The sequence below is a fragment of the Deinococcus aquaedulcis genome (assembly GCF_019693445.1).
GTDB lineage: Bacteria > Deinococcota > Deinococci > Deinococcales > Deinococcaceae > Deinococcus > Deinococcus aquaedulcis.
The window spans coordinates 22261-34548 of record NZ_JAHRBL010000007.1 but is presented as its reverse complement, the minus strand read 5'-3'; the positions used below and the strand labels follow the sequence as shown (position 1 = coordinate 34548).

The window sequence follows — 12288 nt, the reverse complement described above, 5'->3', positions numbered from 1 at the left end:
TTCAGTGTAGCTGTGGCCGTCCCCGGCACGTGTTTATGGAGACTGGAGAATCTGCACGCTCTGCAGCAGGTCCGCCCCGGCCCCAGCAATGGGCCCGGTGCTGCTGTAGTTGCGCGTCAGCCGGTCCAGCACGTCCTGACCCGACAGCACACGCCCAAACACCGTGTAGCCGCCACTCAGGAAGTCGGCGGGGGCCACCGTGATGAAAAACTGGCTGCCCTGCGAATTCAGGCTCTGGGCGCGCGCCATGCCCAGCACCCCGGCGCGGTCAAAGCGCAGGCCATTGTTGACCTCTGCCGGGAACTGATACCCAGGCCCGCCAGTGCCCCACTGCGTCTTCTTGCCCTCATCGGCGCTGAGGGGATCGCCGCCCTGGGCCATAAAGCCATCAATAACACGGTGAAAGCGGGTGCCGTCGTAAAAGCGGTTCAGGGCCAGGAACACGAAGTTGTTCACCGCCACCGGCGACGCTTTGGGGAGCAACTCTACTGTCACGTCGCCCCGGCTGGTTTTCAGAATGGCGCGGTATTGCTTGGCCGGGTCAATCACCTGCGTGGGCGGCGCGCTGAAGGTGCGCACCGGCGTGGCCGACAGGGGCGAGACCACCGTGAAGCTCTGCACTGGGGCCGGTGCCGGCGTGGGCGCCGTGCTGACCGGGGCCGGCCTGACCGGCTGCGACTGGGTGGCGGCCGGCGCACAGGCCGCCAGCAGCCCACTGAGGGCCAGGGTGAGGGACAGAGCAGAAGGGCGCATGGGGCCCAGTGTTCCACGGGGAAGATGAGAGCGGGGAGAGGAGGGTGTAGGGAGTGGGCAGTGGGAAGTGGGAAAAGATTGGGGCGCAGGGGGCGGGGTGCGGGATGCGGGAAAAGAGGGGCGTGGGTTGTGGGGTGTGGGAACAGATGGGGTGGGCGGTGGGCGGGTGGGGTGGTCTGTGGGCCCCCTCACCCCCAGCCCCTCTCTGCGGCGCAGCTCTGCGAGTCCCACGCGGGGAGAGGGGAGCAAAGCTCTTCATCTGTTCAAAAGTAGAACTTTCTAGGTCGCACCAAGGCGGCCTGCCCCAGCACCGCCCAGGTCCAGACGAAGCCGTCGTGCGCGTAGCGCGCGGGCGTACGACGATGGGCGGAGGCGGACCACGGCGTACAACGCGGGGCGAAGCCGGGCCGCCCCACACCGTCAGTCAACGTTTGCCGAGCGCAGCGACTGCTCCCCCTGCCCCTCTGGGGTAGGGGGCTGGGGGGTGGGGCAAATATGAGCAAAGAGCCACCCTGGGCTGCCGCCCACAGCAGGCCACAGGGAACCGGCAAGCCCAGCCCACCTCCGCCCACCCCTCACTCCAACGGCAAACTCGTCGTGTCCTTCTCCTGCTTCACCACAATCGTACTCGCCGTATTCCTCACCCCCGGAATCGCCGCCAACGTGTTCACCAGAAAGTGCTGATAGGCGTCCAGATCCGGCACGCAGACCTTGAGCAGGTAGTCAATGTCCCCCAGGCACAGGAAGCATTCCAGCACCTCGGGCCGCTCCTGCATCTTCTTGGCAAACTGTTCGAAGCCTGCCTTCGTCTGCTTGTCCAGCGTGACGCGCACGATCACCATCAGTTCGCGGCCCACCAGTTTGGGGTCCAGCAGGGCCACGTAACGCTGAATCACGCCCTCTTCCTCCAGCCGCCGCACCCGGCGCAGCGTGGGGGCCGGGGTCAGGCCGATCTCGTCGGCCAGTTCGGTGTTGGGAATGCGGGCGTCCCGCTGCAAGATGCTCAGAATCTGCCGGTCAATGGCGTCCAGCGTGCTTTGCGACATGATAAGGCGTAGTGTGCCACAACGGCGCAACCCTGTTGCGGACATGGGGGTCTTTCTGGCCGGTGCTGGCAATCGCGCGCAGGGCTTTCCCTGTTAATCTTGCGTTGAAGTTCAGCCATATTCAGTGCCGGCGGGCCCAGGTCCGCGCGGGCCAAGCGAGGTTAGGTCATGCAGATCGGACTCCCGAAAGAAATCAAGGTCAAAGAAAACCGTGTGGCGCTGACGCCCGGCGGCGTTGCCACCCTGGTGCGCCGTGGGCACAGCGTCGTGGTGCAGCAGGGCGCGGGCGTGGGCAGCGGCATTGCCGACCAGGAATACGTGGACGCCGGGGCCACCCTGGGCAGCGCCGACGACGCCTGGGCCGCCGAAATGGTGGTGAAGGTCAAGGAGCCCATTGCCAGCGAGTACAAGTACCTGCGCCCGGACCTGCTGCTCTTTACCTACCTGCACCTCGCCGCTGACCGGCCCCTCACCGATGCGCTGCTGCAGAGCGGCACCACCGGCGTGGCCTACGAAACCGTGCAGCTGGACGACGGCAGCCTGCCCCTCCTGACCCCCATGAGCGAAGTGGCCGGCCGCCTGAGCGTGCAGGCCGGCGCCTATCACCTGCAGAAGCCTGTGGGTGGGCGCGGCGTGCTGCTGGGCGGCGTGCCCGGCGTGCAGCCCGGCCAGGTGACCATTATCGGCGGCGGCGTGGTGGGCACCAACGCGGCCAAGATGGCGATGGGCCTGGGCGCCAAGGTGACCATTCTGGATGTGTCGCAGCGCCGGCTTGCCTACCTGGACGACGTGTTCTTCGGCAAGCTGACCACCATGATGAGCAGCGAGGCCAACATCCGCGCCCTGCTGCCCGACACGGACCTGCTCATTGGCGGCGTGCTGATTCCCGGCGCCAAGGCCCCGCACCTCGTCACGCGCGACATGCTGAAACTGATGCCCGAAGGCAGCGTCATTGTGGACGTGGCGGTGGACCAGGGCGGCTGCGTGGAAACCATCCACGCCACCACCCACGACGACCCGGTGTACACGGTGGACGGCGTGATTCACTACGGCGTGGCGAACATGCCCGGCGCCGTGCCGCGCACCAGCACCTTCGCCCTGACGAACCAGACGCTGCCGTATGCGCTGCTGCTGGCGGACCACGGTGTGGCGGCGCTGGGCAAGAACAAGGCGCTGGGGCTGGGGCTGAATACGCACCAGGGCAAGTTGACGTATCAGGGTGTGGCGGAGGCGTTTGAGTTGGCGTATGTGGCGCCGGAAGCGGCGTTGGCGTAATTGGAAGGCGTTGGGCGTTCCCCGCTGGCTGGTGGGGGCGCTTTTTTGTTGATGCTGTGGACGTTGCCCCACCCCCCCAGCCCCCCTACCCCGGAGGGGCAGGGGGGAGCAACGTTCGCACTGGGCAACGTTGACTGACGGTGTGCGGCGGCTTGGCTTCGCTCTGCGTCGTACGCCGTGGCATTCCTTCGCCCATCGTCGTACGCCCGCGCGCTTCGCGCACGACGGCTTCGTCTGGACCTGGGCGGGAGAGGGGCAAGAAGGCTTGGTGCGGCCCAGAAGGTTCTACTTTTGAACAGATTGAAGGGCTTTGCTCCCCTCTCCCCTCGTGGGAGAGGGCCTTGCGCAGCAAGGGGTGAGGGGGCGTCCAGACCCCCGCACCCGCCCACCGCCCACCCCCATCTGTTCCCACACCCCACTCCCCTCTTTTCCTGCATCCCGCACCCTGCCCCCTGCGCCCCAATCTTTTCCCACTCACCACCCCCCACTCCCCACATCCCCACAAAGTCACCCGTCCCTCCCCCTCCGGGCGTACCCTGCACCTATGCTTTCCCGCCCGAGTTCCATGACCGTGACGGCCAGTGCCGGTGGCCGCCGCCCCAAGGGGGACCCCCGGCAGTTGCGGCGGCTGCTGGCGTATGCCCGGCCCTACCGCGCGCTGTTCGTGCTGGGGGTGCTGGCGACCCTGGTGGCCAGTGGCCTGAATCTGGCGTTTCCGGCGCTGTTCGGGCAGCTGATTGACGCCTCGTTCTTGAAGGTGGGCAGCACCGACACCGGGCCGCTGGACCGCACCGTGCTGGCGTTGCTGGGCATCTTTGCCCTGTCCGCGCTGTTCGGCGCAGCGCAGTCGTACCTGCTGGCACGCGTGGGGGCGGGCGTGGTGGCGGACCTGCGCCGGGCGCTGTTCTCGCACCTGCTGACCCTCTCGCCGCGCTTTTTTGGGGACCACAAAACCGGCGACCTCACCAGCCGCCTCACCGCCGATGTGGGCACCGTGCAGGGGGTGACCAGTTCCGCGCTGGCGCAGCTGGCGGCGCAGACGGTCAGCCTGATCGGGGCCGTGATCCTGCTCGTGACCACCAGCCCGCGCCTGAGCCTGCTCACCCTGGCGGTGATTCCGCTGGTGATCGGCACCGCATTCATGATCGGGCGCCGCATCCGCCGGGTCAGCCGCGAGGTGCAGGACGCGGTGGCGGGCGCCAACGCCAGCGCCGAGGAAGCGATCAGTGGCGTGCGGGTGGTGCAGAGCTTCACCGCCGAGGGCCTGGAGCGCGGGCGCTACGGCCAGGGGGTGCACCTGAGCTTTCTGGCCGCCCTGAAACGCGCGCAGCTGCAGGCCCTGATGGCCGGCACCATGAGCTTCCTGACCTTCGGGTCGCTGGCCCTGGTGCTGTGGTACGGCGGGCGGCAGGTGATGGCGGGGGCCATGACGCCCGGCAACCTCGTCACCTTCCTGATCTACGCGCTGCAGGTGGGCGGCACCGTGGCGGCGCTGACCGGCATTTTCAACCAGTTTCAGGAGGCGCTGGGCGCTTCGGGGCGCATCTTCGAGCTGCTGGACGAACGCAGCGACCTGCCCCAGCCGGCCACCCCCGCCCCCCTGAAGCGCGCCGAGGGCCGCGTGAGCTTTGAAGCCGTGCAGTTTGCCTACGAGGGCGCCCCGGTGCTGCGCGACCTGAACCTGGAGGTGCCCGCCGGGCAGGTGGTGGCGCTGGTGGGGCCCAGCGGGGCCGGCAAAACCACGCTGGTGAACCTGATTCCCCGCTTCTGGGACGTCACGGACGGCACCCTGAAGGTGGACGGGCAGGACGTGCGCACCTACGCCCTGGCCGACCTGCGCGCCCAGGTGGGGCTGGTGCCGCAGGAGACGCTGCTGTTTTCGGGCACCATCCGCGAGAACATCCTCTATGGCCGCCCCGGCGCCCGCCCCGACGAGGTGGAGGCCGCCGCCCGCGCCGCCAACGCGCACGAGTTCATCATGGGCTTTGAACATGGCTACGAGACGGTGGTGGGCGAGCGCGGGGTCAAGCTGTCCGGCGGGCAGCGCCAGCGGGTCGCCATTGCCCGCGCGCTGCTGAAAGACCCCCGAATCCTCATTCTGGACGAGGCCACCAGCGCGCTGGACAACGAATCCGAGGCGCTGGTGCAGGCCGCCCTGGAACGCCTGATGCAGGGCCGCACCACCTTCGTGATCGCCCACCGCCTCAGCACCATTCGCAACGCGGACCGCATCATCGTGATGGACGGCGGGCGCATCGTGGAGGACGGCCCTCACGCCGAGTTGCTGTCGCGCGGCGGCCTGTACCGCGACCTGTATGAGCTGCAGTTCCGCGCCGAGGAGGCAGGCCGGGCTGAGTTGCTGGAAACGGCGCCGCTGTCGTCCTGAACTGGGATGGGGAGTGGGGGAGAAGGCTGCGGCCTCCTCCCTCTTTCTGTGGAGGGCTGGCGAACCCCGGGCCGGTAGGCTGGAGCATGTTGGCCTTCCTGCCCGCCGCTCCAGTGGCATTGACCCAGCTGAACGTGCCTTTTCCCGGTGGGTCGGTGGTGACGGTGCGCGCCTCACCCAACACGGACATTTACGCCTGGGAGCATAAACAGACGCTGTATGCCCCAGGCCGCAGGGCGGCGGCTGTGCTGTTCTGCTGGGAGTCCCTGCGCTTTACCGGCTGCGAGGTGATGCTGGCGCGGCCTGGGCAGCCCACGCGTGCCCTGCCAGACAGCAACGTGCGCACCCTGCTGTGGACTCCGGACGGGCGTTTTCTGCTGGGGGGCGGCTTTAATACGCTGCGGCTGTGGAATCCCCTGGGAGGCATGCGGTCTGTGACGGTCATTCCGGGCAGTCGCAGCAACGATCCGCCTCTGGCACTGGCGCTCAAAGGGGGCGTGCTCTGCGTTCGTTCCGCCCGCTCTGCCGCGCGCTACACCCTTCCGGCCCTGCAGCGGCTGCCGGGTTCCTGCCCCTAAGCCCTGATCTCGGCAGGTGACTTCATCCTCACCCGGCCACGCGGCACAATGCGCGCTATGGAACAACGGGCGTTTGGCGACACGGGCCTGAAAGTCAGCGTGCTGGGCCTGGGCGCGGGACAGGTGGGATCAGAGCACCTCAGCGAGGACGAGGCAGGTACGCTGCTGAACCGCGCCGTGGACCGGGGCATCACCTTGATTGACACGGCGCGCGGCTACGGGCTCAGTGAGGAGCGCATTGGCCGCCACCTCGCCTACCGCCGCCATGACTTCATCCTCAGCACCAAGGGCGGCTACGGGGCCGAGGGCGCCGAGGACTGGACTCCGCAGGCCATCCGCCTGGGCATCGAGCAGGCCCTGACCCGGCTGCGCAGCGACTGGATTGATATTTTTCACCTGCACTCCTGCCCCGCCGACGTGCTGCGCCACGAGGATCTGCTGCAGGCGCTGGACGACGCGCGCTCGGCGGGCCTGATTCGCGTGGTAGCCTACAGCGGCGAGAACGAGGCGCTGGCCGGGGCCATCAGCTCCGGGCGCTTTGACAGCGTGGAAACCAGCGTGAATCTGGCCGACCAGTTCAGCCGCCGCCAGCTGCTGCCCGCCGCCATCGAACGTGGCCTGGGCGTGATCGCCAAGCGGCCCATTGCCAATGCGGCGTGGCGCTTCACAGCGCGCCCGGTGGGCGACTACGCCGAGACCTACTGGGAACGGCTGCAGGTGCTGAACCTGAACGCAGTCCGCGAAGCCACCGGGCTGGACTGGGACGCCTTTGCGCTGCGCTTCGCGGCTTACTCACCGGGGGTCCACAGTGCCATCGTGGGCACGGCGAACATCGAGAACCTGGAGCGGAACGTGCGCCTGGTCGAAGAAGGCCCGCTGCCCCTGGACGCCCTGACGCATATTGAGGCCGCCTGGACGGAACACGGCCTGGAATGGGGCGGGGAAGTCTAGGGCCGACGCTGCTCCCCCGCCTGTTCTGACAGGGCTGTCACAGCAAATGTCAGGGAAGTCGCCAGGGTTGATCGGTCGGGGCGCCGTGGTGGGTCGGCGCGGTGACCGGGGCCCAGAGCCCAGCCATGCGCAGCGGGCGACCGTCGTAGCGGTGGCGTTGCCAGGACTGCATGCACAGGACGGCGGCATGCAGCAGGCCCAGCAGCGCCGTGCCCGTGATCAGCGCCAGCAGCGGGGTTTGAAAGGCCGCCAGCACGCCGGCGCCACACAGCATGCTGCCCAGGATGAAGCTCCAGCGTTTGCGCAGACTGATCCGGAAACAGGCGCAGTAGTAGGGGAGTCTTGCCATACCCGCAGGCTAGGGACCGGAGTCTGAACACCCTGTCACGCCGCACATGCGGTGTTCCTCACCTTCGTCACCTGTTAGCCTCTCGGGCGTGAAACGTTCTTTTCTTGTGGCCGCCCTGCTGCTCCTGCCCTCCGCTGCCCTGGCAGGTGGCGCGCAAAATGCCCAGCCCCGCACCGTGGCGCCCTTCGGCGCCCCCCGCGCGCTGGCAGCCAACTCGCCGGTCAAACCCGGGCAGACCTGGATTCTCAGCGGCACCACGGCCAGCGGCCAGAAGGTTAACCGCCAGATTGTGCTCAGCAAGAAGGCCCCCACCTGGGACGACGGCTGGGACTTTGACGGCGACGTGGGCCCCTTTTCCTACAACCCCGAGGACGGCACCATCTTCGCCGGTGACGTGATGACCGGCATGATGAATGACGGTGACATGCTGGCCTGCTTCGGCTTTCTGAAGGGCATGGTGGGCGGCGGCGCCCTGCTGGCCGGCTCCCTGGACGAGATCAGCACCGAGCTGGAGAAACTGGACGAGGACCTGCCCGACCCCAAAAGCGCCGAGGAAGCCGTGGCGATCATGCGCGGCGCTGGCGTGAAAGTGGGCACCTGCACCCTGACGCTGAAGAAGTAAGTCGAGAGGGAAAGGGGCGTGGCGAAGTGTTCTCGCCACGCCCGCTCTTCTTGGCTAACGAGCGGCGGGCCCAAGCCGTTCCAGCAAGGCGTTCAACTCCGGCCAGATGAACACCACCTCGCGCACCACATGGTCACCGTAAGTCTGGATCAGGGTCTTGCCGCGTTGCCCACCCAGCCGCTCGTACCACCCCCGAGAGGTATGGGCTTCCAGCGTGGAGAGGCCCACGCTCTGAGCCCCCCGGGCTTGCAACGCCAGCAGCGCCGCGCGCAGCAGGGCCGCGCCACAGCCCCGGCCCCGCGAGACGGGACGAACGTGTAGGGCCATAACTTCGGCGTCGGTACCGTGGAAAGGGGAGAGGCGCGCCAGCACATACCCGGCGATGGCCTCGCCTTCAGGCTGCACGAGCAGGACATCGCCCGGGTGCCCGTCCAGCCACGCCTGCCAGTCGCCCGTCTGTTCCTCAACCGTCACGCCGTCCCAGAATCCAGGCGGGAAGAAAGGTGCGTAATCGTGCTGGTAGTTGCCCACCTGCACGGCGGCCACCCCAGGGGCATCGGTGGACTGGAAAGGACGGGGCAGAGGCCACATGGCCCAAGAGAACCACCCGGCCACCGGGCGTGCATCCGCCAGATGGCCGGGTGAGGGGCAAGGCCCTTACCGCCGCCCTTTGCGTCTCACCTTCTGCCCAGGCACCGTGGCCTGCTGGAACTCTTTGCCCTGCAGCTTGGCCTCAATGGCACGGATCTGGTCGCGCAGACTGGCGGCGCGCTCGAAGTCCAGGTCCTCGCTGGCCTGCCACATGTCCAGTTCCAGATCGGTCAGTTGCGCGGCCAGACTGTCGCGGTCATCGCCCACGGTGGCCGAGCTGACTTCGGCGGGCTGCTCCTCGCCGCGAATCACGTCGCGCACGCCCTTGATCACCGTGGTGGGCGTGATGCCGTGCTCGGCGTTAAAGGCCATCTGCTTCTCGCGGCGGCGGGCCGTTTCGTCCATCGCGTACGCCATCGCGGGCGTCACCGTATCGCCGTACAGAATCACCTCGCCGTTCACGTTGCGCGCGGCGCGGCCAATCGTTTGAATCAGGGCGCGTTCGCTGCGCAGGAAGCCGGGCTTGTCGGCGTCCAGAATGGCCACCAGTGAGACTTCCGGCAGGTCCAGGCCCTCGCGCAGCAGGTTGATGCCCACCAGCACGTCGTAGTGGCCCAGCCGCAGGTCGCGGATGATCACCTGACGTTCCACGGAATCAATGTCGGAGTGCATGTAGCGGGCCTTGACGCCCTTTTCCAGCAGGTACTCGGTGAGGTCTTCCGACATGCGCTTGGTGAGGGTGGTGACCAGCGTGCGCTCGCCGCGCGCCGTGCGTTCGCGTACCCGGCCCAGCAGGTCTTCAATCTGGCCCTGAATGGGGCGCACGGTTACGGGCGGGTCAATCAGGCCGGTGGGGCGGATGATCTGGTCGGCCACGGAGTCGCTGTGCTCGCGCTCAAAGGGGCCCGGCGTGGCCGAGACGAACACCGTCTGACCGGTCTTGTCCAGAAACTCCTGAAAGTTCAGCGGGCGGTTGTCCATTGCTGAAGGCAGGCGGAAGCCGTAGTCCACCAGGGTCTGCTTGCGGGCGCGGTCGCCGTTCGCCATGCCACCAATCTGCGGCACCGTCACATGCGACTCGTCGATAAAGGTCACGAAGTCGTCCGGGAAGTAGTCCAGCATGGTGTACGGCGTGGCGCCCGCCGCGCGCCCGTCAATGTGGCGTGAGTAGTTCTCGATGCCCGAGCAGTAGCCCAGGACTTTGAGCATTTCCAGGTCGTAGAGGGTGCGCTCTTTCAAGCGCTGGGCTTCAAGCAGCTTGCCCACCGACTTGAAATATTCCAGCCGCTCGTCCAGTTCCTGCTGAATGGTCACGATGGCCCGCTCAATGTTGCCTGCGCTGCTCACGTAGTGCTTGGCCGGGTAGACCACGGTGGCGTCCAGATCGGCCAGGCGGTCCCCGGTCAGCGGGTGCACCACGCTGATGCGCTCGATGTCGTCGCCCCACAGCTCAATGCGCAGGGGCTGCTCGTCGTAGGCGGGCCAGACCTCGATCATCTCGCCCTTGGCCCGGAAGCGGCCCGGCGCCATCTCGATGTCGTTGCGCTCGTATTGCATGTTTACCAGGCGGCCCAGCAGTTCGTCGCGCGGCATCTGTCCGCCTTTTTTCAGCACGGCGTTCAGCGCGGTGTATTCCTTGGGGTCGCCCAGGCCGTAGATACACGACACGCTGGCCACCACGATGGTGTCCCGCCGCGTCAGCAGGCTGCGCGTGGTGGAGTGGCGCAGGCGCTCGATCTCCTGGTTCACGCTGGCGTCTTTCTCGATGAACAGGTCCTTGCCGGGCACGTAGGCTTCGGGCTGGTAGTAGTCGTAGTACGAGATGAAAAATTCGACCGCCGCGTCCGGGAAGAACTCGCGGAACTCGGAGGCCAGCTGCGCGGTCAGAATCTTGTTCGGGGCCATGACGAGGGCGGGGCGCTGGGTTTCCTCGATGACCTTGGCGACGGAGTAGGTGTTGTGAACGAACAGCCCGCCGCGTCCGGTCAGGAAGGTTTCAAAGCCGTCCACGCTGAAGTCGTACACGTAGGGGGTCTGGGGGGTCACCTGTTCCACCTGCTCCACCGGCGACCAGTGCACGTCGGCCAGCCCCGCGAATGCGGTGTCCTGAACCTGAAGGGCCCGGCACAGACGGCGAAACAGGCCCGCGCTGGGGGCGCGAATGCCGCGCTCGATGGCCGACACCATCGTCCGGGTGCAGCCTGCGGCTTGTGCCACCTCTCGCTGTGAGAGGCCCGCCCGTTCCCGCTCGGCCAGCAGGCGCGGCCCGACGCCAGGGACCAGATCCACATTCGTGTTGCCCTCGCCGGCCTGGGCCACGATGCGGGCCAGGGCCTCCTGCTTGCGCGCGCTCAGAAAGCCCACCTGGGTGGCGTAAGCGTGCAGGTTCTCGGCCCCTGAAATCGTGACCTTGTGATAGGTGCCCACGGTGCCGTCCGGGCGGCGCTTCTTGACCTCGCGCAGCCGGGCCCACACCCCAAAGCGCAGCAGGGCCTCGGCCAGTTCCCCAGCCAGCCGCGCGCTGTTGGTCACGGCGGTGACTGCCCCGCCGTCCACGCCACCGTCGCCCTCGAAGTAGGCCCGCAACAGGGCCGCCAGGAAGGCATTTGGAAAGGCCGCAAAGTTCGTGGGCAGATGCTTTTCGCCCGAGCGTTCGCCCATCAGCCGGGCCAGCAGCTCGCGCCAGACCCGGCCCGAGAGCACGAAGTCACCGTCTGCACGGCGGAAATGCCCCGCCTCCAGTTCGGCCAGGGCCGCTGTCAACTGGCCCTGCACATCCGGGTCACGCACAGAGAAAAGGGCGTAGCCGGGTGCGGCATGCCCTTCGGCCACGTACTGCCCAAACAGCAAGGCCAGCGCAGGTGTCAGGGGTAGCTCACCTGCCAGATGTGCGGACCGGGCGGACACCCGCGTGTGCTCCGCCACGGCCAGCCCCTGACGAACAGCCGCTCTGGCTGCAGCCACGTTCAGGCCACCGCCCCGCTTGCCGTACCGAAGGGCGTGCAGCTTGCCGCTGGGTTGCTCGTGGTGGGCCCTCACCAGGGTGCGCCAGGCGTCATCCTGCTGGGGGGTGTAGGGCACCGCCACATGAAACGGAGTGCCGTCCAGCACGGCCAGGGTGTCCAGATGGTTTACTGTCCCCTGCGGTTCAGGCACCTGCCGGGGAATGGGCAGCGCGTCGCCAGGCCGCACGTCGTCGCCGTGAATCAGGTGAACCTGGCCGCCGCGCAGCACCCAGACGCTGTGGTCGGCCGTCACCGTCACGTCGCGGCCACAGGCGGTCGTCAGGCGGTGCAGCGTTTCTGGCGAGCCGTGGCGGGACAGGGCCGTCACCGTGCGCCAGGCCACCTCGCCGCTGCCCGCGTCCCAGGCCAGCACCTGCATGGGGTCGGGCGGCGGCAATTCCAGCGAATCCTCGGTCTGCAGCGGAGAGCCGAACAGGCCGTCAATGAGTTCACCGATGGGCAGACGCTGCACCTGACCGGCCACCTGCACGGTCACGGGCTCGTGCCAGGCGACGCTTTTTCCCGTGCCAGTCGCACCCAACAGCGTCTGGAAGCGCAGGCCCGAGTCCAGGCCATCCACCAGCGAGCGAATGGCGGTGGGCTGATCACCCGAGGGCGTGAAGCTGGATTTGACCTTGAGCATGAAACCTCCAGGGAAGAAAGCAGGGCTGCGGCGTGGGCCGAACGAAACTCCCTATTTTACGCCCCGGACGTAAGGGGACGGTAGGCCAG

10 protein-coding genes are annotated in these 12288 nt (G+C 67.5%); 5 read left to right on the top strand and 5 right to left on the bottom strand.

What is annotated here, in order from left to right; genetic code table 11:
* Nucleotides 1–33 precede the first annotated feature (33 nt).
* On the bottom strand, nucleotides 34–753 hold the full coding sequence (locus tag KMW22_RS10195; RefSeq protein ID WP_221089946.1) for a peptidylprolyl isomerase: 720 nt from the start codon (nucleotides 751–753) through the stop codon (nucleotides 34–36).
* Nucleotides 754–1328: 575 nt separating this feature from the next.
* A complete protein-coding gene (locus KMW22_RS10190; protein WP_199188427.1) occupies nucleotides 1329–1799 on the bottom strand; it encodes an Lrp/AsnC family transcriptional regulator in 471 nt (156 codons plus the stop codon).
* 168 nt (nucleotides 1800–1967) lie between these two features.
* On the opposite strand from KMW22_RS10190, the gene ald reads away from it, so the two are divergent.
* The 4 genes from ald (at nucleotide 1968) to KMW22_RS10170 (ending at nucleotide 6989) form a co-directional block, all read left to right on the top strand.
* Entirely contained in the window at nucleotides 1968–3074 is a 1107-nt protein-coding gene (gene ald, locus KMW22_RS10185) for an alanine dehydrogenase (protein ID WP_221089945.1), read from the top strand.
* 544 nt (nucleotides 3075–3618) lie between these two features.
* Nucleotides 3619–5460 (top strand): ABC transporter ATP-binding protein, encoded by a 1842-nt coding sequence (locus KMW22_RS10180; RefSeq protein WP_221089944.1) that lies wholly within the window; start codon nucleotides 3619–3621, stop codon nucleotides 5458–5460.
* 86 nt (nucleotides 5461–5546) lie between these two features.
* Complete coding sequence (locus KMW22_RS10175; protein ID WP_221089943.1) at nucleotides 5547–6038, top strand: hypothetical protein; 492 nt, start codon at nucleotides 5547–5549, stop codon at nucleotides 6036–6038.
* Nucleotides 6039–6095: 57 nt separating this feature from the next.
* Nucleotides 6096–6989 carry an aldo/keto reductase gene (locus KMW22_RS10170; RefSeq protein WP_221089942.1) on the top strand — a complete coding sequence of 298 codons (894 nt, stop codon included), beginning with the start codon at nucleotides 6096–6098 and terminating at the stop codon, nucleotides 6987–6989.
* A 49-nt stretch (nucleotides 6990–7038) separates the two neighbouring features.
* Here KMW22_RS10170 and KMW22_RS10165 read toward each other — a convergent pair whose 3' ends face one another.
* Nucleotides 7039–7338, bottom strand: coding sequence for a hypothetical protein (locus KMW22_RS10165; RefSeq protein WP_221089941.1), 300 nt, complete (start codon nucleotides 7336–7338; stop codon nucleotides 7039–7041).
* Between the two features lie 88 nt (nucleotides 7339–7426).
* Between KMW22_RS10165 and KMW22_RS10160 the strand changes: the two genes are divergently transcribed.
* The gene (locus tag KMW22_RS10160; RefSeq protein WP_221089940.1) at nucleotides 7427–7960 is read left to right on the top strand and encodes a hypothetical protein; all 534 of its coding nucleotides are present in this window, start codon (nucleotides 7427–7429) and stop codon (nucleotides 7958–7960) included.
* Between the two features lie 54 nt (nucleotides 7961–8014).
* Here KMW22_RS10160 and KMW22_RS10155 read toward each other — a convergent pair whose 3' ends face one another.
* The gene (locus KMW22_RS10155) at nucleotides 8015–8551 is read right to left on the bottom strand and encodes a GNAT family N-acetyltransferase (protein ID WP_221089939.1); all 537 of its coding nucleotides are present in this window, start codon (nucleotides 8549–8551) and stop codon (nucleotides 8015–8017) included.
* 66 nt (nucleotides 8552–8617) lie between these two features.
* Complete coding sequence (gene uvrB, locus KMW22_RS19720; RefSeq protein WP_407928436.1) at nucleotides 8618–12199, bottom strand: excinuclease ABC subunit UvrB; 3582 nt, start codon at nucleotides 12197–12199, stop codon at nucleotides 8618–8620.
* Nucleotides 12200–12288: the final 89 nt, after the last annotated feature.

Excerpts from the sequence above, each read along its gene's own strand:
- KMW22_RS10195 (WP_221089946.1), bottom strand. The coding sequence starts at position 753 with ATGCGCCCTTCTGCTCTGTCCCTCACCCTGGCCCTCAGTGGGCTGCTG.
- KMW22_RS10190 (WP_199188427.1), bottom strand. The coding sequence starts at position 1,799 with ATGTCGCAAAGCACGCTGGACGCCATTGACCGGCAGATTCTGAGCATC.
- ald (WP_221089945.1), top strand. The coding sequence starts at position 1,968 with ATGCAGATCGGACTCCCGAAAGAAATCAAGGTCAAAGAAAACCGTGTG.
- KMW22_RS10180 (WP_221089944.1), top strand. The coding sequence starts at position 3,619 with ATGCTTTCCCGCCCGAGTTCCATGACCGTGACGGCCAGTGCCGGTGGC.
- KMW22_RS10175 (WP_221089943.1), top strand. The coding sequence starts at position 5,547 with ATGTTGGCCTTCCTGCCCGCCGCTCCAGTGGCATTGACCCAGCTGAAC.
- KMW22_RS10170 (WP_221089942.1), top strand. The coding sequence starts at position 6,096 with ATGGAACAACGGGCGTTTGGCGACACGGGCCTGAAAGTCAGCGTGCTG.
- KMW22_RS10165 (WP_221089941.1), bottom strand. The coding sequence starts at position 7,338 with ATGGCAAGACTCCCCTACTACTGCGCCTGTTTCCGGATCAGTCTGCGC.
- KMW22_RS10155 (WP_221089939.1), bottom strand. The coding sequence starts at position 8,551 with ATGTGGCCTCTGCCCCGTCCTTTCCAGTCCACCGATGCCCCTGGGGTG.
- uvrB (WP_407928436.1), bottom strand. The coding sequence starts at position 12,199 with ATGCTCAAGGTCAAATCCAGCTTCACGCCCTCGGGTGATCAGCCCACC.